This window comes from Erwinia sp. SLM-02, from assembly GCF_037450285.1.
Classification (GTDB): domain Bacteria; phylum Pseudomonadota; class Gammaproteobacteria; order Enterobacterales; family Enterobacteriaceae; genus Erwinia.
In genome coordinates this window covers 1,684,064-1,708,025 of sequence record NZ_JAQISN010000001.1, presented here as the reverse complement: position 1 = coordinate 1,708,025, position 23,962 = coordinate 1,684,064, and the positions used below count along the sequence as shown (strand labels likewise).

Genomic DNA, 23,962 nt, shown 5'->3' with positions numbered 1-23,962 from the left:
CTACTGACAGAAACTGTCACTCCCCAACGCTATCCTTCCCGCCATCAAACCCACCCATGAAATGAAAGGAAATCACCATGAACGCACTCAACTACACCATCCTCTACGTCGAAAGCCCGAAAAAAAGCGCCGAATTCTATCAGCGCCTGTTCCAGATTGACCCGGTGGTAACGGAGGACATCTACTACATGTTCGTCCTGCAAACCGGCCGCCTGGGGCTGTGGGCGATAGACGACACCCAGCCACCGGCAACCAAAGGCCCGAGCCAGTCCGAACTGGTCTTCACCCTGGGAAGCCGCGCAGAAGTGGATGCCTGCTGCCGCCTGTGGCAGCAGCACGGCGCGGAAATCCTCCAGCAGCCGAGCGAAATGGACTTCGGCTACACCTTTACCTGCAGCGACCCGGACGGTCACCGCCTGCGCGTATACGTTTACGAGGAATAACGGCGTGGAAACCGGTGACCGGCAGCCGCGCCGTGCGGCGGGTCATTGATACAGGAGCGGGCAGGGTCTGCCCGCTCACCGGCTTACTTGATGAAAGGACGCGCCGCCAGCAGGCAGATTTTCTCCGCCAGCTCATAGGACTTCACAAACGACGGCACCGGCAAAAACTCAAACTTCGAATGGAAGTTATGCGCACCGGTAAAGAAATTCGGCGTCAGCAGGCCTTTCGCCGACAGCGCCGCACCGTCGGTGCCGCCGCGCATCGGGATCACCTTCGGCTCCACGTCAATCTCCTTCAGCGCCGCAAAAATAAGATCGACAGGCAGACGATCTTCGCCGATGGCGTTGCTGATATTACTGTAGGTATCGCTGATGCTCACCTCAACGCGCCCGGTCGGATACTGTTTACGAATAACCTCCGCCACATCCTCGATCTGCCGTTTGCGTCCTGCGAAGCTCTCAAGGTCAAAATCGCGAATTGACGCCTTCAGCACCGCCTCGCTGGCATTGGCATGCATATCGTTGAACCAGGTGTAGCCTTCGCGGCCTTCAGTATGCTCCGGCGTCTGCTGGCGATCGAAGTGGCCGATAAAATCCCACGCCATCAGCAGCGGGTTGACCAGCACGCCCTTGCCGGACATCGGGTGAGCGGTCACCCCGGTCAGGCGGATCTCCGCCGCTGCGGCGTTAAAGTTCTCATACACCACTTCACCCAGCTCGCAGCAGTCGATGGTGTAGGCAAAATCCACGTTAAAACGGCTGTCCAGATCCAGCGCCTTTGCGCCGCGCAGGCCGATCTCTTCATCGGGCACAAAAGCCATCACGATATCGCCAACCGGCGCGTCGGCAGGCAGCCGCTCCAGCAGCGTCATCGCCACGGTCACCGCGGCTTTGTTATCTGCCCCCAGCACCGAGGTGCCATCGCTGAAAATAATATCCTGGCCGATATAGGCGTTGATTTCCGGGTGCTCGGCGGTGCGCAGCCAGATGTCCTGCTCCGCATTCAGGCACAGGTCTTTGCCTTCAAAGCGCAGCGTCTGCGGATGAATATGCGGCGACAGGCCGACGTCGACGGTATCGATATGGGTAATGAAGCCGATTTTCGGCGCACCGGGGGTATTCCCCGGCCGGACGGCGGTCACGGTGGCGAACTCATCAATTACCACGTCCTGTAAGCCGAGCTCGGTCAGCTCTTCCGCCAGCAGGCGCGCCATGTCGTGCTGTTCGGGCGTACTGGGCAGGATAGTGGCGGCGGCATCGCTCTGGCTGGTGACCGCCAGATAACGGTAAAAACGGTCGGTCAGCTTCTGCGCGAGGGAGTCAGTCATCAGAATTCCTTAATCGTTGCTCAGCATATCGCTGTATTTATGTAATATTTATTACTCGGATACTCTCTGGTTTTACGCACCACCCCCTGACAATGTCAAATAAAAAGCGAGGATGGAGATGAAGAAAGCGGTACTGGGCACGCTGTTAACGGCGCTGGCGATTTCGATTGCCAGCGGAGCATCGGCAAAAACACTGGTGTATTGTTCTGAAGGATCGCCGGAAAACTTTAACCCGCAGCTTTATACTTCCGGCACCAGCGTGGATGCCAGCGCGGTGCCGGTCTACAACCGGCTGGTGGACTTCACGCCGGGCACCACGGACCTGATCCCAAGCCTGGCGGAAAGCTGGGATATCTCGGAAGACGGCACGGTCTACACCTTCCACCTGCGCAAGGGCGTCAAGTTCCAGAGCAACAAAGCGTTCAAGCCCACACGCGATTTTAACGCCGACGACGTGATCTTCTCGTTTATGCGCCAGAAAGATCCGGCTAACCCTTATCACAACGTCTCTAACGGCACCTACGCCAACTTCGAAAGCCTGGAGTTCGGTTCGCTGCTGAAAAATATTGAGAAGGTGGACGACCACACCGTGCGCTTTACGCTCGCCCATGCGGAAGCCCCGTTCCTGGCCGATCTGGCCTGGTACTTTGCCTCGATCCTCTCAGCGGAATACGCCGACGCGATGCTGAAAGCCGGTACGCCGGAAAAAGTCGACAGCGTGCCGATCGGCACCGGTCCGTTCGAGCTGCTGCAGTATCAGAAGGATTCGCGCATTCTCTATCGCGCCTTCCCGGAATACTGGCAGGGCAAGGCGAAGCTCGACCGGCTGGTATTCAGCATCGTGCCGGATGCCTCGGTGCGCGCCGCCAAGCTGGAGAAAAACGAATGCCAGGTGATGCCGTTCCCGAATCCTGCGGACCTCAAGCGTCTGGGCGAAAATAAAAATATCACCCTGGCGCAGAAGGCCGGGCTGAACACCGGTTTCCTGGCCTTTAACACCCAGAAAGCACCGATGGATAACGTCAAAGTGCGCCAGGCCTTAACGATGGCGATCAACAAACCGGCGATAATCGAGGCGGTATTCCAGGGGACCGGTACCGCAGCGAAAAACCTGCTGCCGCCGGGCGTCTGGAGCGCGGCAGAAGATATTCAGGACTACGCTTGGGACCCGGAAAAGGCCAAAGCGCTGCTGAAGGAAGCGGGAATTGCGCCGGGTACCAGCGTCGACCTGTGGGCGATGCCGGTACAGCGCCCGTATAATCCCAACGCCAAACGCATGGCGGAGATGATTCAGGCGGACTGGCAGAAGGTCGGTATCAAGGCCAATGTCGTCACCTTTGAGTGGGGGGAATACCTCAAGCGGGTGAAAAACGGCGAACATCAGGCGGCGCTGATGGGCTGGACCACGGCCACCGGTGACCCGGATAACTTCTTCGGCCCGCTGTTCAGCTGCACCTCGGCCAACGGCGGTTCGAACTCATCGAAATGGTGCTACAAGCCGTTTGACCAGCTGATCACTCAGGCTCGCGCCGAGCAGAACCATGAAAAACGTGTGGCGATGTACCACGAGGCGCAGCAGATCATGCATGACCAGGCCCCGGCGGTGATGATTGCCCACTCGACGATCTTTGAGCCGGTGCGCAAAGAGATCAGCGGTTATGAGGTTGATCCGTTCGGCAAACATATTTTCTATCCGGTGGATATCAGGTAAGCCCCGTCACGGCAGGACTGCTTACCTAACGCTTTGACGTCCTGCCTTTTTCTCCAACACGTTATCCAACACAATCACCCAAAGGAGCATGAAAATGAGCGGTAAATTCGAGATTTTCAGCGGTAAAAACGGGCAGTATTATTTCCGCCTGAAGGCAGGAAATGGTGAAGTCATACTGAGCAGTGAAGGGTATACCACGAAAGCCAGCTGTGAAAATGGCGTTGCGTCAGTTAAGAAACATGCACCGGCAGATGCCAATTATCAGAGGCTGGTAGCAAAAAACGGCTCTCCTTATTTCACCCTGAGCGCTGCCAATCATCAGGTCATTGGAAACAGTGAAATGTACAGTTCCACGCAGGCTCGTGATAAAGGCATTGAATCAGTCAAAGTTAATGCGCCCTCAGCGGTAACCGTCGCTCTAACCTGATTATTCCCAGGCTCAGGGACGAGCCATCAAAAACCGTAACGCGTTCTTATGCGCGCATCCTGTCGTTTCAGCTCCTGCTGGGCGAAGGCCAGGAACAGCGACAGCGCGGCGGAAGGCGGGCGGCCGATGGCGGTTTGCACCTGTAGCGATCGCTGGCTGAGCTGCTCGCTGCCCAGCGATTTCAGCACCAGGCCCTGTTCTTCGGCCTGGTACATCACCGTAAACTGGCTGCAGATGGTGATGGCCTGCGGCGTGTTCAGCAGGAACGAATAGAGCGTGCTGAAGTTGTTACAGGTCAGCGTCGGTTCAACAAACGTGCCGCTCATCCGGCATGAGAGATCGAAAAGCTGACGCACCGTGGTGCCCGCATCCGGCAGCGCCAGCGGGTAAGCCAGCAGATCGGCAAGCTGGACCGTGCTCTGCGCCAGCGGATGCTCCCGCCGCATCACCAGCAGCACCGGGGCGGGCCACGCTGCCACCACCTCCACGCCCCGCTCCGGGTGCAGGCTGAACTGAAAGGCAACGTCACACTCGCCGCGCCGCATGATTTCCGCCACCTCCAGCGCGCTACCCACCGTCAGATGAAAACTCACCCCCGGATGCAGCAGCCGAAATTCGGTAAACAGCACCGGCAGCAGGCTGAACGCCATGCCGTCGGTACAGGCCACGCGCAGCGCAATGCGCCGCACCGCTTTCAGCCCCTTAATCTCCGCAACGGCGTGCTCCATATCCATCATGCTTTTTCGCACGTGATTCTCAAAAATCTGCCCGGCATCGTTCAGCACCATGCCGCGCGCGTGGCGTTCAAACAGCGGCGCGCCGACCCGGGCCTCCAGCCGCTGGATCTGACGGCTGATGGCGGAAACGGCAACGAACAGCTGCTGGCTGGCGGCGCTCAGCGAACCGCTGCTGGCCACGGCTAAAAAATAGCGAATTTCAGTGCTGTGCACGGGGTGCTCTCCAACGGTGCGCGGACGGGAATGGTGCAGTCCGGCGTTGCTTTTATTGTAAGGCTCGTTTGTTATTTTGATAATTGTGGCAAAGCTGAATATTAGCTTAGATGGAGTGATAACAACATCGATCCGCGAAAGAGATCGTTAAAACGCAAACCAACACATAACTACGGAAAAAGTCTATGACAGCTGAACAGGCAGTAGCCCGCGCGACGGCGTATTTTGACAGCGGGGAGTTTAAACGCGTGCTGGCGAGGCGCGTGGCGATTCGCAGCGAAAGCCAGCGCGACGATCGTGATGAGATTATCCAGCGCTATTATGACGAAGAGATGATCCCAGCGATGCAGGGGCTGGGCTTTATCTGCCAGCAGCTGCCGAATCCGCAGGCGCCGGCGCGCCCGTTCCTGCTGGCGACGCGTATTGAAGACCCCGCGCTGCCCACCGTGCTGTGCTACGGCCACGGCGACGTGGTATTCGGCGACGATGAAAACTGGCGCAGCGGGCTGACGCCCTGGCAACTGGTGGAAGAGGGCGACCGCTGGTACGGGCGCGGCAGCGCCGATAACAAGGGCCAGCACTCGGTAAATATCGCCGCGCTGGAGCAGGTGATTGCCGCGCGCGGTTCGCTCGGCTTTAACTGCAAGTTCCTGTTTGAAATGGGTGAAGAGGTCAGCTCCCCCGGCCTGGCCCAGCTGTGCCGCGATCGCCAGTCCGAACTGGCCGCCGATATCTTTATCGCCTCCGACGGCCCGCGCCTCAGCGCCGAGCGGCCAACGCTGTTTCTGGGGTCGCGCGGGGCGGTCAACTTCCGCCTCAGCATTCACGCCCGCGATCGCGACTACCACTCGGGCAACTGGGGCGGCCTGCTGACCAATCCCGGCACCCAGCTGGCTAACGCGCTGGCCTGCCTGGTCAATCAGCACGGCCAGCTGCAGGTTGCCGCACTGAAGCCGCCGGCCATCAGCGCAGCGGTTAAAGCCATTCTTGATGATATTCACGTCGGTGAAGGTGACGGCCCGGCGATCGATCCCAGCTGGGGTGAAGCGGGGCTGACGCCGACCGAGCGGCTGTACGGCTGGAATACGCTGGAGGTGCTGAGCTTGCTGGCCGGCAACCCGGCGCGGCCGATGAACGCCATTCCCGGCAGCGCCACGGCGGTATGCCAGCTGCGCTTTGTGGTGGAGACCGACTGGCAACATATCGGCGAGCACCTGCGTGAACACCTCGATCGCCACGGCTTCCCGCAGGTGGAGGTGGAGGTGCTGCGCGGCTCTCCGGCCACGCGGCTTGACCCGACCGACCCGCTGGTCGGCTGGGCGCTGGGGCTGATGGCGGAAACCAGCGGCAAAAAACCGGCGCTGCTGCCGAACCTGGGCGGTTCGCTGCCGAATGATGTCTTTGCCGATATCCTCGGCCTGCCCACCCTGTGGGTGCCGCACTCCTATCCGGCCTGTGGCCAGCACGCGGTGGATGAACACATGCTTAAGTCCATCGCACGCGAAGGACTGCAGATGATGACCCGCCTGTTCTGGGATCTGGGTGAGCAGGGAACCGCACTGCTGGCCCGTCATCAGGCCCACTGCGCGCAGGGAGGTGCAAAATGAGCACGACTGTTCACACCCCCACGGCGGTGAAGCCGAACCTGTATAAAACCCTGTTTGCCACCTGCGTCGGCAATGCGCTGGAGTGGTTCGATATCGCGGTTTACGGTTTCTTCGCCAGCTATATCGCCCATGCGTTTTTCCCGACCGAAGACCCGTCGGTGTCGCTGCTGCTGACCTTCGGCAGCTTCGGCGTGTCGTTCCTGATCCGCCCACTCGGCGCAATCGTGCTGGGTGCCTACGCCGACCGCGTCGGGCGTAAAAAAGCGCTGCTGCTGTCGATTATGCTGATGATGGTCGGCGGGCTGATCATTACCGTGATGCCGACCTACGCGAGCATCGGGGTAATGGCGCCGATCATGATCCTGCTGGCGAGGCTGATTCAGGGCTTCTCCGCCGGGGGCGAGTTCGGCAGCTCCACGGCGTTTCTGGTGGAACATTTTCCGGAGCGCCGCGCCTTTATTGCCAGCTGGCAGTTTGCCACCCAGGGAGCCAGTACGCTGATGGCGTCGGCGTTTGGCCTGGGGCTGACGGCCTGGCTGACCGAAGCGCAGATCCAGGAGTGGGGCTGGCGCATCCCGTTCGCCTTCGGACTGCTGATCGGCCCGGTAGGGCTGTATATCCGCCGCCACGTGCATGAACCGGCCAGCTTTGTCAGCCAGGAAAAACACGCCGCGCCGCTGAAAGCGCTGATGGGCCAGCAGAAAAATCTGCTGCTGCTGGCCATGGGGCTGATGGTGATCTCCACCGGCGTGAACTACATGCTCAACTACGTGCCGACCTACGCCACCAAAAACCTGCACCTGCCGGGATCGGCGGCGTTTACCGCCACGCTGGTGGCCGGGATTATTCTTACCGTGGTGACCCCGCTGATGGGGCTGCTGGCGGAAAAAGTCGGGCGTCTGCCGCTGATGTGGGGCTCGCTGATCATGCTGGCCGCGACCATTTATCCGGCGTTCCTGCTGGTGGTCAATCACACCAGCCCAACCACGCTGATCCTGCTGGTCGGCTGGATGGCGCTGCTGAAATCGGTCTATTTCTCCACGGTGCCGTCGATGATGGCCGATCTGTTCCCGATGACCACCCGCGCCAGCGGAATGGCCATCAGCTACAACGTGGCGGTGACGGTGTTTGGCGGCTTTGCGCCGCTGATCTGTACCCTGCTGATTAGCATGACGGGCAGCAGCCTGGCCCCAAGCTACTATCTGATGCTGCTGGCCCTGTTCAGTGCGGTGGCGCTGTTCCACAGCCAGCGCCGGGTGAGGTAACGCAGGCGAGAAGGTGACGTTGTCACTAATCGTGCCACAGCGCCTCGCGCACCTTCACCGCGCGGGGCAGTAACCCAAGAGCATAAAAGCGGTCGGCGATGGTCTGCTGTTCACGGATCACCGCCAGATCCATCCTTTTCGTCTGATGGCTGCGGCGCACCAGCGCGTCCGACAGCGCCTGCGGGTCCAGCCCCAGCTCCGATGCCAGCAGGGTGCTGGCCTCCTGGCGATTGCCGTCTATGTAGCGCCCGGTCTGCTCCAGTGCCGCCAGCAGCGTATGCAGCAGGTCGGCAGAATGCGCCGCGAACTCGCGGTGGGTCAGGTAAAACTGATGATTATTCACCCGCCCGCGACCGTCGCCCACCACCCGGAGCTGTCCGTCATACTCCGCCGCGCTCAGCAGCGGATCCCACATCATCCAGGCGTCCACCGCGTGATGGTCGCTCGGCGTCAGCGGGTATTTCGGCGGGGCATACACCACCCGCACGTCCGCCAGGCTCATGTCCGCCTCATCCAGCATCTGCACCAGCAGATAGTGCACGTTAGAGCCTTTATTGACCGCGATCCGCTTACCGCGCAGATCGGCAATGCTGCGGATCGGGCTGTCGTTAGCCACCATCAGCGCCACGCTCTGCGGCGCGGCCGGTTCCCACGCCACGTACAGCAGCGGGCTGCCGCTGGCCTGGGCGAACACCGGGGGAACCTCGCCGGTGGTTCCGAAGTCGATCTCGTGATGGGTCAGCGCGTGCAGCAGCTGCGGCCCGGCGGGAAATTCGCTCCACAGCACGCTGATGCCCCGGCTGGCAAACTCCGCTTCCAGGCTTTGCCGCGCCTTGAGAATGCCGAGATTGCCAAATTTCTGATAGCCGATGCGCAGTTCACGCTCCTGCGGGGTAGCCGGAGCGGCATCAAAGCGCTGGCCGCGTGCGGTGCTGCGCCGCGCTTTAATCAGGCCCAGATGGCCGAGGTGGGTGCGCAGCGTGTTGCGGCTGACGCCCAACAGCGCAGCGGTTTGCAGCTGGTTGCCGTCGCTCAGCTCAAACGCATTGCGTACCAGTGAATCCAGCACCCGCTGGTAAATTTGCCCGCTGTCGACGTTGAGCTGCTGGCGGAGAAAGCGGTCCAGCGCCAGTTCGCTGGCGGGCTGGGGGTCGATCGCAACCGGATTGAGCCGCAGCTGCTCCGGGGCGATCACCGGCTCCCGGCTGAGCAGTACCGCATTGTGCAGGGTGTTTTCCAGCTCGCGGATATTGCCCGGCCACGGATAATCCATCAGCGTCGCCACCGTATCGGCGGCCAGCCGCAGCTGCGGCCGCCCGAGCCGGTTGCCATACACTTTCAGAAAATGGTCCGCCAGCAGCGGAATGTCTTCGCGGCGCTGACGCAGCGGCGGCAGGGTCACGGCCGCCACGTTGAGCCGGTAGTAGAGATCTTCCCTGAAGCGGCGCTCGCGTATCGCCAGCGCCAGGTCAACGTGGGTGGCGGCAATCACCCGCACGTTAACCTTAACCGGGCGGCGGGAGCCAACCCGGGTCACTTCCCGCTCCTGCAACACCCGCAGAAGCTTGACCTGCAGCGGCAGGCTCAGTTCACCGATTTCATCCAGCAGCAGGGTTCCCCCCTCGGCGGCCTCGAACCAGCCCTGATGGCGCTCGGCCGCGCCGGTAAACGCGCCTTTCTCGTGGCCGAACAGCTCCGACTCCGCCAGGGTCTCGGTCAGCGCTCCGCAGTTCACCGCCAGAAACGGCTGGCCGCGCCGCGCGCTGTGATGATGCAGGTAGCGCGCCACCACCTCTTTACCCGTGCCGGTTTCACCGACGATCAGCACCGTGGCATCGGTCGGGGCCAGCCTGTCCAGCACGCTCTGAAAGGCGATGGAGGCCGGGTCGATCAGTATGGGGGCGGGGTTCTGCATGGTTCACTCCTGCAAGATGACGTCTGCCGCCAGAGTATCCTGACTTATTCACGGCGACGAGAGGGGCAGGTGGCGCGGCTGCTGCAATTGCAGCAAATGTCGGCCATCTTCTGCTGCAAATGCAGCACGTTATCGGCGTGACGGTGGCGATTAACCTGCTGATTAATAAGCATTAAAGCAAGACTAAAAACTGGCATGCTTCCTGCTTGGTGTTTTATAACCAAAGCGTAACTTTCTAATGAATAAATTCAGATGTAGTTATATAGGAAATGGCAAATGAGCGAGTCGGTACAGGAAAATATCAACGTATTCTGGTTTCTGCCCACCCACGGCGACGGGCGTTACCTGGGGACGGCGGAAGGCGGACGAGCGGTAGATCTTCCCTATTTACAGCAGGTTGCACTGGCGGCGGATAACCTTGGCTATTACGGCGTGCTGATCCCCACGGGGAAAAGCTGTGAGGATTCGTGGCTGGTGGCCTCGGCGCTGGCCCCGATGACCCGCCGCCTGCGCTATCTGGTGGCGGTGCGCCCCGGTTTACAGCCGCCCAGCCTGGCTGCACGCATGGCGGCCACCCTCGACCGCCTGTCGGAAGGACGCCTGCTCATTAACGTGGTGACCGGGGGCGATCCGGTCGAGAACCGTGGTGACGGCATCTTCCTCAGCCACGCCGATCGCTATCAGGTCACCCGGGAATTTCTCGACGTCTACACCCGACTGCTGAAGGGCGAGAAGGTCGACTATCACGGCGAGCATATCCGCGTGGAGGGCGCAGAGATTCTCTTCCCGCCGGTGCAGGAAAACGGCCCGCCGCTCTATTTCGGCGGCTCGTCGGACGAGGCGATCGACGTGGCGGCGAATCAGGTGGATACCTACCTGACGTGGGGGGAGCCGCTGGAGCAGGTGGCCGAGAAGCTGGCGGTGGTGCGTCAGCGCGCGGAACAGCGTGGGCGCCAGCTGGATTACGGCATCCGCCTGCACGTTATCGTGCGTGAAACCGAAGAGGAGGCCTGGGCCGCGGCCGACAGGCTGATTGCCCATCTCGATGATGAAACCATCGCCAGCGCGCAGAAGATCTTTGCCCGCATGGATTCCACCGGCCAGGCGCGGATGAGCGCGCTGCACAGCGGGTCGCGCGACGGGCTGCGCATTGCGCCGAACCTGTGGGCGGGGGTCGGCCTGGTGCGCGGCGGCGCGGGCACCGCGCTGGTGGGCAACCCGCAGCAGGTGGCGGCGCGCATTCGTGAATATCAGGCGCTGGGGATCACCAATTTCATTTTCTCCGGTTATCCACATCTTGAAGAAGCGCACCGCTTTGCCGAACTGGTCATGCCGCTGCTGCCGCTGGCCACCAACGGTGAAAAACGTCAGGGAACGGTCAATACCGGGCCATTTGGTGAAACGATTGGCGGCGACCGCCGGCCACAAAAACAGACCAGCGTCAGCTGAGGAGCACAACAATGAGCCAACAACCTATTCAATTCGCCTACTGGGTACCGAACGTTTCCGGCGGTCTGGTGATCAGCAATATTCCGCAGCGCACCAGCTGGGATTTCGACTACAACCGCAAGCTGGCGCAGATTGCCGAGCGCGCCGGGTTTGATTATGCGCTGACCCAGATCCGCTTTACCGCCGGCTACGGCGCGGACAATCAGCATGAGTCGGTCAGCTTCTCACAGGGGCTGCTGGGCGCGACGGAAAAACTCAAGGTAATTGCCGCACTGCTGCCCGGCCCGTGGAACCCGACGCTGGCCGCCAAACAGATTGCCACCATCAGCCATCTGAGCAACGCGCGCATTGCGGTCAACGTCGTCAGCGGCTGGTTCCGCGGCGAGTTCAAAGCCATCGGCGAGCCGTGGCTGGATCACGAAGAGCGCTACCTGCGTTCGGAAGAGTTTATCCGCTGCCTGAAGGGCATCTGGCAGGAGGAGAGCTTTACCTTCGCCGGCGATTTCTACCGCTACCGCGACTATTCGCTGAAGCCCAAACCGCTGTCGCCGCGCCCGGAAATCTTCCAGGGCGGCAGCTCCCGTGCCGCCCGCGATATGGCCTCCCGCGTGTCGGACTGGTACTTTACCAACGGCAACACGGTTGAGGGGATCCGCCAGCAGGTGGAGGATATCCAGCGCAAGGCGGCCTATAATCAGCACCAGGTCAAAGTCGGCGTCAACGGCTTTGTTATCGCCCGCGACAGCGAGGAGGAAGCACAGCAGGTGCTGCAGGAGATCCTCGACCACGCCAACCCGGATGCGGTCAAAGGCTTCCAGCACGAAGTGAAAAACGCCGGCAGCGCCTCACCGGAGGGCGAAGGTAACTGGGCAAAATCGACCCTGGAGGATCTGGTGCAGTACAATGACGGTTTTAAAACCAATCTGATCGGCACGCCGCAGCAGATTGCCGAACGCATTATCTCGCTGAAAGACGCGGGAGTGAGCCTGATGCTGCTGGGCTTCCTGCACTTCCAGGAGGAAGTGGAGTTCTTTGGCCGCGAAGTGATCCCGCTGGTGCGCGAGCTGGAGCGGCAGAGAGAGCGGGAACTGGCGCATGGCTGATCGCCATATCGTGATCGTCGGCGGCGGCTTTAGCGGTACCGCGCTGGCTGTTCATCTGGCGCGCGGGGGCCATGCAGGGCTGAGGGTTACGGTGATTGAACCGCGCGACGGCGTGGCGCAGGGCGTGGCCTACGGCAGCCGCGATCCGGCGCACCGTATCAACGTGCCCGCCGACCGCATGCAGCTGACCGCTGCGGAACAGGGCGATTTCGATCGCTGGTTCCGCGCCTCGGCGGCCTTTGTGAATGACCCGGCGGCACGCTGGCACGACGGGCGGGTTTATCCGCAGCGCGGGCAGTTTGCTGCGTATATCTCCGGGCTGTTTGCCGATGCGCAAAGGCAGTCGCCGGTCGTGTTACGCCATCTGCGCGACCGCGCCGTGGCGCTGGAAAACGGTGAGGTGGTTACCGCCGGTGGCGAACGCCTGCGGGCAGACGAGCTGGTGCTGGCGATCAGCCATCCGCCGCCCGCGCTGCCGCGCAGTATAGCGCTGGCGCTGGAGGGGCATCCGGGGCTGATTGCCGATCCGTGGCGTCACAACGCGCTGGCGGATATCGCGCCGCACGAGTCCATTGCGATTATCGGCAGCGGCCTGACCATGGCCGATACCGTGGCGACGTTACACCGTCACGGGCATCGCGGCCCGATCGTCGCCTTTTCCCGTCGGGGTCTGCTGCCGCGCGCCAATCTCAGCGGCAGCTTCGAGCCGTGGGAGCTGGACTACCGCAGCGGGCAGCCGGGCAGCGCGCTGGGCTGGCTGCGGCGCATCCGTCATGAAGTGAAGCAGGCCGCCGCACAGGGGCTGCCGTGGCAGCTGGTGCTGGATGATATCCGCCAGAACGGGCAGGCTATCTGGCAGCAGCTCTCACTGGCCGAACAGCGGCGTTTTCTGCGCCATCTGCGCCCGTGGTGGGACGTTCACCGCTACCGCATCGCCCCGCAGGTGAATGCGGTGCTGGCGCAGTGGCAGGCGAGCGGACAGCTGTCGGTGCTGGCCGCGCGTTTGCAGTCGATTACGGCGGAAGGAACCACGATCCGGCTGGATTTACGCTCCCGGCGCGGCGAAGCCCGCAGCCTGAAGGTTGACCGGCTGATTGTCACCACCGGCCCGGCGCACGGCGGGCTGCTGCAAAGCGATGCGCTGCTGCACCAGCTGGCGCGGGACGGGGTGATCCAGCCGGACGAGCTGGCGCTGGGCATTAAGGTTAACGGGCGTTCGCAGGCCATTAACCGCTTCGGCGCACCGAATCTGCATCTTTACGTGGCTGGCCCCGCCGCGCGTGGCCGCTTCGGTGAGCTGATGGGCCTGCCGCAGGTGGCCGAGCATGCTGAAAGCGTCGCCCGCCAGCTGCTGGCGGCGTGCCCTGCGGTTGACGCGCCCGGCGGTGATGCCTGATTTTTAGTCAAACGCGGAGCGCGGCCTTTCGCCCCCAGCGGCTGGAAAAATAGCCCGTCGGCGGTGGAAAGCCGCGCTTTGCACAAATTCTGCAATTTTTACTCCAGGCTTGCTCAGCGGTAAGGTATAGTCCGCTTTTTTGCACGGGGGTAACATGCTGACCAACTCATCCACACGTCTGAATAAATACATTAGCGAAAGCGGTATCTGCTCTCGCCGCGATGCCGACCGCTATATCGAACAGGGAAATGTTTTCATCAACGGCAAGCGCGCCACGGTGGGCGATCGGGTGTCGGACGGTGATGTCGTTAAAGTGAACGGTCAGCTGATTGAACCCCGTGATGCCGAAGATCTGGTGCTGATTGCGCTGAACAAACCGGTGGGTATCGTCAGCACCACCGAAGACGGCGAGAAGGACAACATCGTTGATTTCGTTAACCACAGCAAGCGCATCTTCCCCATCGGGCGGCTGGATAAGGACTCGCAGGGGCTGATCTTCCTGACCAACCAAGGCGACCTGGTGAATAAAATTCTGCGTGCCGGCAACAACCACGAGAAAGAGTATCTGGTCACCGTGAATAAGCCGGTTACCGAAGAGTTTATTCGTGGTTTAGGTGCCGGGGTGCCGATGCTGGGAACGGTCACCAAAAAGTGCAAGGTGAAGAAGGAGTCGACCTTCGTCTTCCGCATTATTCTGGTTCAGGGGCTTAACCGCCAGATCCGCCGCATGGCCGAGCACTTCGGTTATGAAGTGACGAAGCTGGAACGTACGCGCATCATGAACGTCAGCCTGAAGGGCGTGCCGCCGGGCGAATGGCGTGATTTGACCGATGATGAGCTGATCGACCTGTTTAAACTGATTGAAGATTCCAGCTCGGAAGACGCCACGGCGAAAAAATCTCCGCCGAAATCCTCTCCGCAGAAAAAGCCGGCCGCAAAGCCGGGGGCGAAGCCGGGCGAGAAAGCTGCCGGGGCCGGAGCCGCTGCCGGACGCAAGCGTTTTGCGCAGCCGGGACGCAAGAAGAAAGGGCGCTAGGACAGACTGCCGCCAGGGGTTCACGCTGGCGGCTGCGGTCTGTGGTAACCGGGGCGGCAGAAGCGAATGCTACGCCCGGCAGATGAAAATCTGCCCTGAAGCTGGCCGGTGGGGCTTTACGCCGAGTGCTGTATTACCAGCTGGCCGGAAAGGGTGATGCGCTGGCTTTGCAGCTCCGGCTCTTTCAGCCTGCGCATCATCAGCCCCGCCGCCTGGCGACCGGTCTCCTCACTGCCAGAGGAGACATAGGTAAACGACGGCGAGGTGAGATTGACGTGCAGCATATCCTCAAAGCCGATCAGCGCCACCTGCTGGGTAAGGAACACGTCCTTACCGATGGTACGCCCCACCTGATGAATCCCCCCCAACGCGCCAATAATCGCCGTGGGTGAATGGCAAAGCAGCGCCGTTATGGTGTTGTTCTTCTCCAGCAGCTGACGGGTTGCCTGACTGACCGAATCGGTACTTTCCCGGCAGACGGGGGCAAACTCATCGCGCAGCGCCAGCCCGTTCTGCTTCAGCGCACCGTGCATGCCGAGCAGGCGCTGATGGCGCACCCGGTCATTTTCCATCCCGCCGATATAGGCGATGTTGCGATGCCCGCGCTCAATAAGATAGCGGGTTGCCAGGCTGGCCGCCTGGCGATTGTCGCGCATCACCAGATCGCAGGGCTGCGCCGGCAGCGTCTGCGAAACCACCACCAGCGGCAGCGGACACTGGATGATTTTTTCCGGCAGACGATCGGTGGTGGCATCGCTGGCGAGATAAATCACCCCGGCCACGCCCTGCTGTTTGAAAGAGAGCAGGCAGCGCTCCAGGTGCTGCTCGTCATCCTGCGGCTGGCCGAGGAACACCATAAAACCCTCGCGCTCCAGCGCCTGAACGATGCTGGCCATCACCTTGATGGAGAAGCTGTCGCTGAAATCCCGCAGGATCAGCCCAATCAGATTTGAGGTACTGGAACGCAGGTTTGCCGCGGCGACATTATGCACGTAGCCCAGTTCGGTTATCGCCGAGTGAACGCGCTGGATGGTCGCTTCGGAAATTTTCCCCTTCTGGCGCAGCACCAGAGACACGGTTGAGACGGAAACGCCCGCCAGTTTAGCGACATCAATAATGCTGACCTTTTTCAAACGCACTCCCCGAAACACCCGAATAATCAGTCGGAAACAATAAAGCCTCCCGTAAAAATACGGGAGGCTTAGCTACCTTAACAGCACCGGACTATTTGCCAAGCGTTGTCGACATGGCCTGGGCAATAAACTGTGCGCGGGCGCCGAAAATAACCTGCACGCCTTTGTCGCCGACGAACACCACGCCGCGCGCGCCGATGCCGTTCAGCCCCTCCTTATCCACGCTGTCGCCGTTCAGTACCTCAATACGCAGACGGGTGATGCATGAGCCAACGGAATCGATATTTTTTGCCCCGCCGAGCAGGCCAATGATTTCGCTGACCAGCTCGTCATCGGTCTTATCGCTGGCGCTGGCTGAGACTTCGGTACGGCCCGGCGTTTTTACGTCAAAGCGGCGGATCACGAAGCGGAAAGTGAAGTAGTAAATCAGCGCCATCGGCACGCCGATCATCACCGCGCTGAGGAAGTTGGTCTGATAACCGTTAAACGACGGCAGAATACCGAACGAGATGTAGTCGATCAGCCCGGCGGAGAAGGACTTGGCGATATGCGCATGCAGCAGATACATGCACATATAGGCCAGCCCGGCCATGATGGCGTTGAAGACATACAGAATTGGCGCAACAAAAATAAAGGTGAACTCAACCGGTTCGGTGATCCCGGTCAGGAAGCAGGTCAGCGCGGCGGAGAACAGAATACCGGCGGCGATTTTTTTATTTTTGGTGTGCGCCTCGTGATACATCGCCAGGCAGGCCGCAGGCAGCGCAAACAGCATCAGCGGGAACTCGCCCTGCATAAACTTACCGGCATTTTGATAGGTGCTGCTGCTGAAGGATTTGGTGCCTTCTTCCAGCATTTTGAACCAGATAGTCTGGTCGCCGTGGATAACCTGACCGGCCTGGGTGGTGTAATCACCAAACGAGTACCAGAAGGACGGATACCAGATATGGTGCAGGCCCAGCGGGATCAGCGCGCGTTCCACCAGACCGAAGATAAAGGTCGAGGCCGCCTGATTATCGCCGTTGACGATCACCGACAGGGCATCAATCCCCGCCTGGATATGCTGCCAGACGTAGGGAAGCAGCAGGCCAAGGATAAACGACATAAACGCCGTGGCAATCGCCACAAAACGCTTGCCGGAGAAGAAGCCGAGGAACTCCGGCAGCTGAAGCGTGTGGAAGCGGTTATAGCACCAGGCGGCGAGAATGCCGCAGATCAGCCCGCCGAAAACGCCCATCTGCAGGGTGGGGATACCGACCACCATGGCATATTTCCCGCCCTGCGCCGCCATTTCTGGCGTAATCGACAGGACGGTGCCGATGGTGATATTGGTAATAAACACCGACACGGCGGCGGACAGGGCAGCGATACCCGATTCCGAGGCCAGGCCGACCGCCGAACCGATAGCGAACAGCAGCGGCAGGTTGTCGAAGATCACCCCGCCCGCGTTCATCATCAGCGGCAGATGGAACTTATCACCGAACGCCAGCAGCAGACCGGCGGCAGGCAACAGTGAGATTGGCAGCATTAGCGCCCGGCCAATCATCGACAGCTTTGATAGCGATTTAATAAACCCTGATAACAGTCCCATCCCGATTTCCCCCGATTACCGACCATTATTCTGCGCACATTGTGCACTATTATTGTGAGTAGAACGTTTTAGTAGAACGTTATACCTATCGTGTAAGAAGGGATTTCGTTCTGCAAGAGAATTCAGATTTTCAGGCATAGGAATTTGTGATTTTTTGAAGGGGATCAACATCCGCAAAGCGTAACTGGCAGCACGCCAGAGCGGGTTTATCTGGTATGCTGATTACGGAACTGGTTCAGGCTATTGATTGCTAAACGATAAGGGATTATTCAATGCATAAAGTCACGCTAGTGCTTTTCTGCGCGCTGTTAGCCGCCTGCACGCCGGGCAACAAAATCCGTCAGGGAGAGAAGCCGTCGCCGATTGCGATAAAACGGCCCGCGTATCCGGCTGACGCCTTTCGTCAGGGGCTTACGGGCGATGTCATGCTGTCATACGATGTTGACGCCAGCGGCAATGTGGTTAATCCGGTGGTGGTGTCTGATACGGCCAATGGGGTGTTTAATACAGAAGCATTGAGGGCCATTTCCAGATGGAAATATGAACCCAACAAGCCGTATGAAGGCATGACCAGGAATATTAAGTTTATGATAAACAGACGTTAGCCACCGCTCATTTGCCGGGCATCGCTGCCCGGCATTCTGCCGCGATATCTGCAATACAAATTACTTATCCAGCGACCAGGTTGCGCTGCTGACGTCCACCTTCACCGGCAGCAGGCCGATCTGGGTAAATTTATCCGCCAGCGCCTGCTGTTCGGCAAACACCTGCGGGGTCATGCGCTCCGCGCCGTAAGGCATTCTCGTCAGCGCCCGCTGCCAGATCGGTTCCGGCAGGCCGGTCGACGTTGAGAGGATCTTCGCCGCCTCCTGCGGATGACCGTTTGCCCACTCGCTGAGCGTGCCTAACTCGTCCACCACCTGCTTTGCCGTTTGCGGCCAGCTATCGGCAAATTTACGGCTGGCAAGATAGAAGGTGTAGTGCGGCACCAGCCCTTCGGCATTCTTCACCAGACGCGCCTTCGCGTTGGTTTCCACCTCGGCCAGGAACGGATCCCAGATCACCCACGCATCCACCGCGCCGCGCTGGAAGGCCGCGCGGGCATCCGCCGGAGGCAGATAAACCGGAGTGATGTCCTTGTAATTCAGCCCGGCCTCTTCCAGGGCGCGGACCAGCAGATAGTTAACGTCCGAACCTTTGTTCAGCGCCACGCGCTTGCCCTTGAGGTCGGCCACGGTCTTCACCGGCGAATTTTCAGGCACGACGATCGCTTCCGTTTTCGGGTTCGCCGGGGAGTGGCCGAGGTACACCAGGTCGGCTTTGGCGGCCTGGGCAAAGGTTGGCGGGGCATCGCCCGTGGCGGCCAGATCGATACTGCCGACGTTCAGGCCTTCCAGCATTTGCGGACCGGCAGGGAATTCCACCCATTTCACCGCGATCCCCTGCTTTTTAAACTGTTCGTCCAGCGTGCCGCGATATTTCAGCAGGGCGAAGATGTTGGCTTTCTGATAGCCGATATTGACCGTTTCCGGCAGTTTTTCTGCTGCGGTAGCCGAAACGCTGGTGGCAATCACCAGGCCGCTAATCAGGCCGCTAAGAAGTGCTTTGTTCATGTTATTTCCCGAAGTGATAAGCGCTGTCAGAAAAACATATCAAAATGCATGAAGGCGGCTTAGCGAGTTGATCTGATAACGATATGCGGCAGGAACATAACGACGCGGAAAAGCATCGCGGTGCCACAGAAACCGCCCGGAGGAGAAAGAATACGGCGATGCGAAAATGACGGCCAGGAGCTGAAACACGACAGCGGTGTGTCAGGATTATGAAGATGGAAGGGCATCGCGCTGCATAACAAACACGCGATGATCGATGCACAACAGAGCGGCGGCGTCTCGCCTGTGAAGACGCCGCGCGGCAGATCGGTTACTGATATTGCAGATAGGCAACGTGGGTTTGCAGGTACTCCTCCAGGCCGTGACGCCCGTCGGCACCGCCGATGCCCGATTTACGCCATCCGGCGTGGAAGCCCTGCATTGCCTCAAAGTTTTCCCGGTTGATATAGGTTTCGCCAAACTTCAGCTGCTTCAGCGCCTGCATGGCGGTATTCAGATTCTGTGTGAAGATCGATGAGGTCAGACCGTACTCGCTGTCGTTAGCCAGCGCGATCGCTTCATCTAAGGTGCTGAACTTCATCACCGGCAGCACCGGGCCGAAGGTTTCTTCCTGCATGATGTTCATCTTCTGGCTGACGTTGGTCAGCAGGGTGGGCTCAAAGAAGAAGCCGGTGCTGCCCGCACGCCGACCGCCGGTGACCACGGTGGCGCCCGCCGCGACCGCATCGGCCACTTTCTGCTCCACGCGCTGCAGGGCAGCGGCGGTGATCAGCGGCCCCATATCCAGCCCTTTTTGCGTGGCGGGGTCGCCAAAGGTCACCTGTTTAAACGCGGCGGTCAGGCGTTTCACCACCTCATCATAAACCCCTTCCTGCACGTAGAGCCGCTCGGCGCAGTTGCACACCTGCCCGGTGTTAATCATGCGCGAGGCAACGATGGCCTTCACCGCCAGGTCTAAATCCGCATCGTTCATCACGATAGCCGGGGCTTTGCCGCCCAGCTCCAGCGAGACTTTGGTGACGTTCTGCGCCGCCGCTTTCATGGTGGCGATCCCGGCGTTGACGCTGCCGGTCAGGCTGACCAGCCCCACCTTCGGATTGGCCGCCAGCTCCTGGCCAATCACCGGACCGTAGCCGGTCACGAGGTTAAACACCCCGGCGGGCAGGCCGATCTCATCGACGATTTCGGCGAAGATAATGGCGTTGTTCGGCGTCAGCTCGCTGGGCTTGATCACAATGGTGTTGCCGGTCAGCAGCGCCGGGGCCGCCTTGCGGGCAATCAGGAAGAACGGGAAGTTCCACGGCAGGATCCCGGTGGTGACGCCAATCGCCTTTTTGAACACCAGGATGTTTTCCTGCGGGCGATCGCTCTGCACGATCTCGCCTTCGTAGCGGCGCGCCCACTCGGCCATATAGTCGAGGTAGTCGGCGGTGAAGAACACTTCCGTTTCGGCCAGCTCCTGGGTTTTACCGCCTTCGGCAACGATCGTTGCGGTCAGTTCCGCCGCGCGGTGGCGCACGCCCGCGGCGATTTTACGCAGCCAGTTACCGCGCTCGATGGCCGGCAGCGCTTCCCAGCCCGGCTGGGCCACCGCCGCGGCGTCAATGGCGCGCTGCGCATCCTCAGCGCTGCCCTCCGGGATGCGCGACAGCAGCGCTTCGGTGGCCGGGTTAATCACCTCTATCCAGCGGTCGGAACGATTCTCGACGAACTGACCGTTGATATACATTTGTTGCTGAACTGGGTTCATGGCGGATTCTCCGTGACGCATTTTTTATCGGTGTGTTAATTAACAGCGGAATAACTGTTACAGGTCTTAGAAAGTGCTACAGCCGTGGGGTAATCACCTTGATCTGGCTGCCAGCAATGAGAGCCAGCTGGCAAAAACGAAAAGAAGCGGCTGTCCGATCTGGCATTTTTACTATTTAGTGATAATTATGAGCCACTTAACGAAAAACCCGAGGGGATGCCGCGGCCGGGCATCAGATGAGCGAATTGTGATCGAAGTCGGCTGAAGGCGCTGAATTTTGCCAGATCTGCCGCCGGTGGGGCAGCCAGCGTAAGGTTGCCCGGTGGCGCTTATCCGTAGACTCCTTCGTCATACAGGGCAAACAACAACGAAGGAAAACAAAATGAGTGAAGCCATTCTCTCGGGTATTCTGTGGCATCTGGTCGGTGCGGCCAGCGCCGCCTGCTTTTATGCTCCGCTAAAGAAGGTCCGCAGCTGGTCGTGGGAAACCATGTGGTCAGTGGGCGGGGTGATGTCGTGGATTATCCTGCCGTGGGCGATCAGCGCCATGCTGCTGCCCAGCTTCTGGGGCTACTACAGTTCGTTCTCTCTCTCCCAGCTGATGCCGGTGTTTCTGTTTGGCGCGATGTGGGGCATCGGTAACATTAACTACGGTTTAACCATGCGCTACCTCGGCATGTCGATGGGCATCGGCATTGCCATCGGTATTACGCTGGTGGTCGGTACGCTGATGACGCCGCTGCTGCAGGGGCGCTTCGTTGAGCTGTTCAGCTCTACCGGCGGTCGGCTGACGCTGCTCGGCGTGCTGGTGGCGCTGGTTGGCGTGGCGATTGTTTCCCGCGCCGGGCTGCTGAAAGAGCGGGCGATGGGCATTGCGGCGGAAGACTTTAACCTCAAGAAAGGTCTGGTGCTGGCGGTGCTGTGCGGTATTTTCTCCGCCGGTATGTCATTCGCGATGGACGCGGCGAAACCGATGCACGAAGCCGCAGCAGCAGCGGGTATTGACCCACTGTACGTGGCGCTGCCGAGCTACGTGGTGATTATGGGCGGCGGGGCGCTGATTAACCTCGGCTACTGCTTCATTCGCCTGGCCACCAAATCTAACCTGTCGGTTAAAGCCGACTTCTCGGTGGCAAAACCGCTGCTGTTCGCTAACATCGGCCTGTCGCTGCTTGGCGGCACGATGTGGTATCTGCAGTTCTTCTTCTATGCCTGGGGCCACGCCCGCATACCGGCGCAGTATGATTTCGTCAGCTGGATGCTGCATATGAGCTTCTACGTACTGTGCGGTGGCCTGGTGGGCCTGCTGCTGAAAGAGTGGAGCAACGTTGGGCGCAGGCCGGTACGCGTGCTGAGCGTGGGCTGCGTGGTGATCATCCTTGCGGCTAACATCGTGGGGATGGGAATGGTGTCATAGCGTTATCGTGACGTTGTCACAAAAGGCTGGCCTTCGGGTCAGCCTTTTGCATTATGCAGGCGATGCGCCTCGCCGCTGCTGATAAAGCGCTGACGCCAGGCACTGGGGGTGAAGCCGGTTTCGCGGGTAAAGACCACCGAGAAGTAGTTACTGTCATCAAACCCGCAGCGCGAGGCCACCTCGCCAATCAGCAAATCGCCGCTACGCAGCAGGTATTTTGCCTGGCAGAGCTGCAGCTGGCGGAGATAGTGGCCGATGGTCATGCCGGTTTGCTGGCGAAACAGCTGCTTAAGCGCCCGCTCGGACAGGCGATGCTGCTGGCAAAACGTGGCGAGATCGAAGGGGCTGGCGATATGGCCCTGAAGCGCCGCCATCAGCAGATCCAGCTGTTCACCCTCCGGCAGCTGCCACGGCAGATCGGAGGCGTAGCGATGGCGCTGTAAAATGAGCGCCAGCTGCAGGAACAGCGCTTCGGTCAGCTGTCTTGAAAGCAGGTCGCTTTTGCGGCTTTCCACTTCCAGCTGCTTAATCACCCCGCGCGCCAGCGCCATCCCGCGGGTGGTCAGCCGCCAGCATCCCTCGTTGCGGGCAGGCAGCAGCTGCTGCCAGTCCAGCGCCAGCTGGAAGCGTTCCGGGCAGTAGATAATATTATCCAGCACCAGATCCTGCACCGACTCGTAGCTGTGGCAGTCATCGGCATGCAGATAAAAGATATCGCCGCAGGTGACCGGCCACGGGCGATCGTTCATCACGTGCAGGCCGTTACCGCGCCAGACCAGCACGATCTCATTGAATTCGTGAACGTGGGGCGGAAAGGAGGGCTGCGGCGTGCGTTCGGCCACCGCAACCGGCATCTGTTCAGCGGGAATATAGTCGGCTCTGGCCAGCCGCAGGGGGGCAGTCACCATGCATATCCTTTTCAGTCATTTTGCCGCAGTGTACGCGGAGAGCAGCCAAACTCCCGTTTAAACAGCGTAGAAAAGTGATTGCTGTCACCAAAACCGCAGTGAAAGGCAATATCCGTCACCCGCATCTCACTGTGGCGCAGCAGATGGCGCGCCTCCAGCAGACGCAGGCGATTGAGGTAGCGCTGCGGCGTACTGCCGGTCTGCTGTTTCAGCTGGCGATGCAGGGTACGCAGCGACAGCGAAAAGCTGTCCGCCAGGTGCTCCCAGTCCACTTCTTCACTGAAGTGTTCGGCAAGCCAGTCAAGCAGCGCGCGCAGGCGACCCTCCTGGTCGTCGGGCTGCGCTGCACTGCGGCCCTGATGCAGCAGCACCAGCAGCTGCATAAAGCGCATTTCCTGCGCGGCCTGGCCCGCGATGCCCGCAGGCGTCGGGGGGCTGACCAGCCCGTCGATCAGCTGGCGGGCCTGCACCAGCACTTTGTTGCCGATGCGCCAGTGCGACGGGTAAACCCCGTCATGCTCGGCGGGCAGCAGATGCTGTAGGCCGGTGAGAAAACGGAACGCCTCGGGGCCGCGATACAGCACGTTGGTCAGGGTGAGATTCTCCGTTTGTTCATACATATGGCGGTCATGATTACGTACAAAGCACACGCAGCCGCTGCACAGCGGCTGCGACTGGCCGTTGAACACGTGGATCCCGGCACCCTGTTCCACAATCACAATTTCGTGAAAATCATCGTGATGATGCTCAGGAAATGCCCCCTGCGGCGCGCGGGGTTCGATAGCCACCGGGCTGTGACCGGAAGGGAAGAAATCTGCACTGTGTAACACGGTCATGATGGTTTCCTCGTAACATGCCTGCAACAGAGTGTACGGAGCCGCGAGCACGCCCACCTTGAATTTTTGACGGTAAATCTCTGC

20 protein-coding genes are annotated in these 23,962 nt (G+C 60.2%); 11 read left to right on the top strand and 9 right to left on the bottom strand.

Translation table 11 applies throughout. The features are described from left to right. The first annotated feature begins 77 nt into the window (after positions 1-77). Entirely contained in the window at positions 78-443 is a 366-nt protein-coding gene (locus PGH32_RS07965; RefSeq protein ID WP_337893713.1) for a VOC family protein, read from the top strand. An 83-nt stretch (positions 444-526) separates the two neighbouring features. Here the strand turns inward: PGH32_RS07965 and pepT are convergent, their stop codons facing one another. Next, positions 527-1,771: a peptidase T gene (gene pepT, locus PGH32_RS07960; protein WP_337893712.1), complete on the bottom strand. Its 1,245-nt coding sequence runs from the start codon at positions 1,769-1,771 to the stop codon at positions 527-529. Positions 1,772-1,889: 118 nt separating this feature from the next. On the opposite strand from pepT, the gene PGH32_RS07955 reads away from it, so the two are divergent. Both PGH32_RS07955 and PGH32_RS07950 read left to right on the top strand, forming a co-directional pair. Next, positions 1,890-3,482, top strand: a complete 1,593-nt coding sequence (locus PGH32_RS07955) for an ABC transporter substrate-binding protein (RefSeq protein ID WP_337893711.1) — start codon at positions 1,890-1,892, stop codon at positions 3,480-3,482. 94 nt (positions 3,483-3,576) lie between these two features. Next, positions 3,577-3,909, top strand: coding sequence for a YegP family protein (locus tag PGH32_RS07950; RefSeq protein ID WP_337893710.1), 333 nt, complete (start codon positions 3,577-3,579; stop codon positions 3,907-3,909). Between the two features lie 26 nt (positions 3,910-3,935). Here the strand turns inward: PGH32_RS07950 and PGH32_RS07945 are convergent, their stop codons facing one another. Beyond that, positions 3,936-4,859: a LysR substrate-binding domain-containing protein gene (locus PGH32_RS07945; RefSeq protein WP_314420481.1), complete on the bottom strand. Its 924-nt coding sequence runs from the start codon at positions 4,857-4,859 to the stop codon at positions 3,936-3,938. 185 nt (positions 4,860-5,044) lie between these two features. Between PGH32_RS07945 and PGH32_RS07940 the strand changes: the two genes are divergently transcribed. Further along, positions 5,045-6,466, top strand: coding sequence for a M20 family metallopeptidase (locus PGH32_RS07940; protein ID WP_337893709.1), 1,422 nt, complete (start codon positions 5,045-5,047; stop codon positions 6,464-6,466). Beyond that, positions 6,463-7,731, top strand: coding sequence for an MFS transporter (locus PGH32_RS07935; RefSeq protein WP_337893708.1), 1,269 nt, complete (start codon positions 6,463-6,465; stop codon positions 7,729-7,731). The genes PGH32_RS07940 and PGH32_RS07935 overlap by 4 nt, the downstream gene beginning before the upstream one ends. A 25-nt stretch (positions 7,732-7,756) precedes the next feature. Here the strand turns inward: PGH32_RS07935 and PGH32_RS07930 are convergent, their stop codons facing one another. Beyond that, entirely contained in the window at positions 7,757-9,646 is a 1,890-nt protein-coding gene (locus PGH32_RS07930) for a sigma-54-dependent Fis family transcriptional regulator (protein ID WP_314420478.1), read from the bottom strand. Between the two features lie 276 nt (positions 9,647-9,922). On the opposite strand from PGH32_RS07930, the gene ssuD reads away from it, so the two are divergent. The 4 genes from ssuD (at position 9,923) to rluF (ending at position 14,630) form a co-directional block, all read left to right on the top strand. Then, positions 9,923-11,095, top strand: coding sequence for an FMNH2-dependent alkanesulfonate monooxygenase (gene ssuD / locus PGH32_RS07925; protein ID WP_337893707.1), 1,173 nt, complete (start codon positions 9,923-9,925; stop codon positions 11,093-11,095). 11 nt (positions 11,096-11,106) lie between these two features. Beyond that, the gene (gene sfnG / locus PGH32_RS07920) at positions 11,107-12,198 is read left to right on the top strand and encodes a dimethylsulfone monooxygenase SfnG (protein WP_337893706.1); all 1,092 of its coding nucleotides are present in this window, start codon (positions 11,107-11,109) and stop codon (positions 12,196-12,198) included. Continuing rightward, positions 12,191-13,594, top strand: a complete 1,404-nt coding sequence (locus PGH32_RS07915; RefSeq protein ID WP_337893705.1) for an FAD/NAD(P)-binding protein — start codon at positions 12,191-12,193, stop codon at positions 13,592-13,594. Before sfnG ends, PGH32_RS07915 begins: the two co-directional genes overlap by 8 nt. Positions 13,595-13,748: 154 nt before the next feature. Continuing rightward, complete coding sequence (rluF, locus tag PGH32_RS07910) at positions 13,749-14,630, top strand: 23S rRNA pseudouridine(2604) synthase RluF (RefSeq protein WP_337893704.1); 882 nt, start codon at positions 13,749-13,751, stop codon at positions 14,628-14,630. A gap of 116 nt (positions 14,631-14,746) precedes the next feature. Here the strand turns inward: rluF and malI are convergent, their stop codons facing one another. Together malI and PGH32_RS07900 are read right to left on the bottom strand one after the other, a co-directional pair. Next, the gene (gene malI, locus PGH32_RS07905) at positions 14,747-15,763 is read right to left on the bottom strand and encodes a Mal regulon transcriptional regulator MalI (protein ID WP_314420468.1); all 1,017 of its coding nucleotides are present in this window, start codon (positions 15,761-15,763) and stop codon (positions 14,747-14,749) included. Positions 15,764-15,854: 91 nt separating this feature from the next. After that, entirely contained in the window at positions 15,855-17,354 is a 1,500-nt protein-coding gene (locus PGH32_RS07900) for a PTS transporter subunit EIIC (protein ID WP_314420467.1), read from the bottom strand. 272 nt (positions 17,355-17,626) lie between these two features. Between PGH32_RS07900 and PGH32_RS07895 the strand changes: the two genes are divergently transcribed. Then, entirely contained in the window at positions 17,627-17,959 is a 333-nt protein-coding gene (locus PGH32_RS07895) for a TonB family protein (protein WP_337893703.1), read from the top strand. 60 nt (positions 17,960-18,019) lie between these two features. On the opposite strand, the gene PGH32_RS07890 is transcribed toward PGH32_RS07895, so the two are convergent. After that, positions 18,020-18,967 (bottom strand): sulfonate ABC transporter substrate-binding protein, encoded by a 948-nt coding sequence (locus tag PGH32_RS07890; RefSeq protein ID WP_337893702.1) that lies wholly within the window; start codon positions 18,965-18,967, stop codon positions 18,020-18,022. 310 nt (positions 18,968-19,277) lie between these two features. Further along, the gene (gene aldA / locus PGH32_RS07885; RefSeq protein WP_337893701.1) at positions 19,278-20,717 is read right to left on the bottom strand and encodes an aldehyde dehydrogenase; all 1,440 of its coding nucleotides are present in this window, start codon (positions 20,715-20,717) and stop codon (positions 19,278-19,280) included. A gap of 382 nt (positions 20,718-21,099) precedes the next feature. Here aldA and rhaT point away from each other — a divergent pair, with 382 nt between their 5' ends. Next, positions 21,100-22,134, top strand: coding sequence for an L-rhamnose/proton symporter RhaT (rhaT, locus tag PGH32_RS07880; RefSeq protein WP_314420460.1), 1,035 nt, complete (start codon positions 21,100-21,102; stop codon positions 22,132-22,134). Positions 22,135-22,172: 38 nt separating this feature from the next. On the opposite strand, the gene rhaR is transcribed toward rhaT, so the two are convergent. After that, positions 22,173-23,042, bottom strand: coding sequence for an HTH-type transcriptional activator RhaR (rhaR, locus tag PGH32_RS07875; protein ID WP_337893700.1), 870 nt, complete (start codon positions 23,040-23,042; stop codon positions 22,173-22,175). Between the two features lie 11 nt (positions 23,043-23,053). Further along, positions 23,054-23,878: an HTH-type transcriptional activator RhaS gene (rhaS, locus tag PGH32_RS07870; protein ID WP_337893699.1), complete on the bottom strand. Its 825-nt coding sequence runs from the start codon at positions 23,876-23,878 to the stop codon at positions 23,054-23,056. Positions 23,879-23,962: the final 84 nt, after the last annotated feature.

Coding starts and splice junctions, on each gene's coding strand:
- PGH32_RS07965 (WP_337893713.1), top strand. CDS start 78: ATGAACGCACTCAACTACACCATCCTCTACGTCGAAAGCCCGAAAAAA.
- pepT (WP_337893712.1), bottom strand. CDS start 1,771: ATGACTGACTCCCTCGCGCAGAAGCTGACCGACCGTTTTTACCGTTAT.
- PGH32_RS07955 (WP_337893711.1), top strand. CDS start 1,890: ATGAAGAAAGCGGTACTGGGCACGCTGTTAACGGCGCTGGCGATTTCG.
- PGH32_RS07950 (WP_337893710.1), top strand. CDS start 3,577: ATGAGCGGTAAATTCGAGATTTTCAGCGGTAAAAACGGGCAGTATTAT.
- PGH32_RS07940 (WP_337893709.1), top strand. CDS start 5,045: ATGACAGCTGAACAGGCAGTAGCCCGCGCGACGGCGTATTTTGACAGC.
- PGH32_RS07935 (WP_337893708.1), top strand. CDS start 6,463: ATGAGCACGACTGTTCACACCCCCACGGCGGTGAAGCCGAACCTGTAT.
- PGH32_RS07930 (WP_314420478.1), bottom strand. CDS start 9,646: ATGCAGAACCCCGCCCCCATACTGATCGACCCGGCCTCCATCGCCTTT.
- ssuD (WP_337893707.1), top strand. CDS start 9,923: ATGAGCGAGTCGGTACAGGAAAATATCAACGTATTCTGGTTTCTGCCC.
- sfnG (WP_337893706.1), top strand. CDS start 11,107: ATGAGCCAACAACCTATTCAATTCGCCTACTGGGTACCGAACGTTTCC.
- PGH32_RS07915 (WP_337893705.1), top strand. CDS start 12,191: ATGGCTGATCGCCATATCGTGATCGTCGGCGGCGGCTTTAGCGGTACC.
- rluF (WP_337893704.1), top strand. CDS start 13,749: ATGCTGACCAACTCATCCACACGTCTGAATAAATACATTAGCGAAAGC.
- PGH32_RS07900 (WP_314420467.1), bottom strand. CDS start 17,354: ATGGGACTGTTATCAGGGTTTATTAAATCGCTATCAAAGCTGTCGATG.
- PGH32_RS07895 (WP_337893703.1), top strand. CDS start 17,627: ATGCATAAAGTCACGCTAGTGCTTTTCTGCGCGCTGTTAGCCGCCTGC.
- PGH32_RS07890 (WP_337893702.1), bottom strand. CDS start 18,967: ATGAACAAAGCACTTCTTAGCGGCCTGATTAGCGGCCTGGTGATTGCC.
- aldA (WP_337893701.1), bottom strand. CDS start 20,717: ATGAACCCAGTTCAGCAACAAATGTATATCAACGGTCAGTTCGTCGAG.
- rhaT (WP_314420460.1), top strand. CDS start 21,100: ATGAGTGAAGCCATTCTCTCGGGTATTCTGTGGCATCTGGTCGGTGCG.
- rhaR (WP_337893700.1), bottom strand. CDS start 23,042: ATGGTGACTGCCCCCCTGCGGCTGGCCAGAGCCGACTATATTCCCGCT.
- rhaS (WP_337893699.1), bottom strand. CDS start 23,878: ATGACCGTGTTACACAGTGCAGATTTCTTCCCTTCCGGTCACAGCCCG.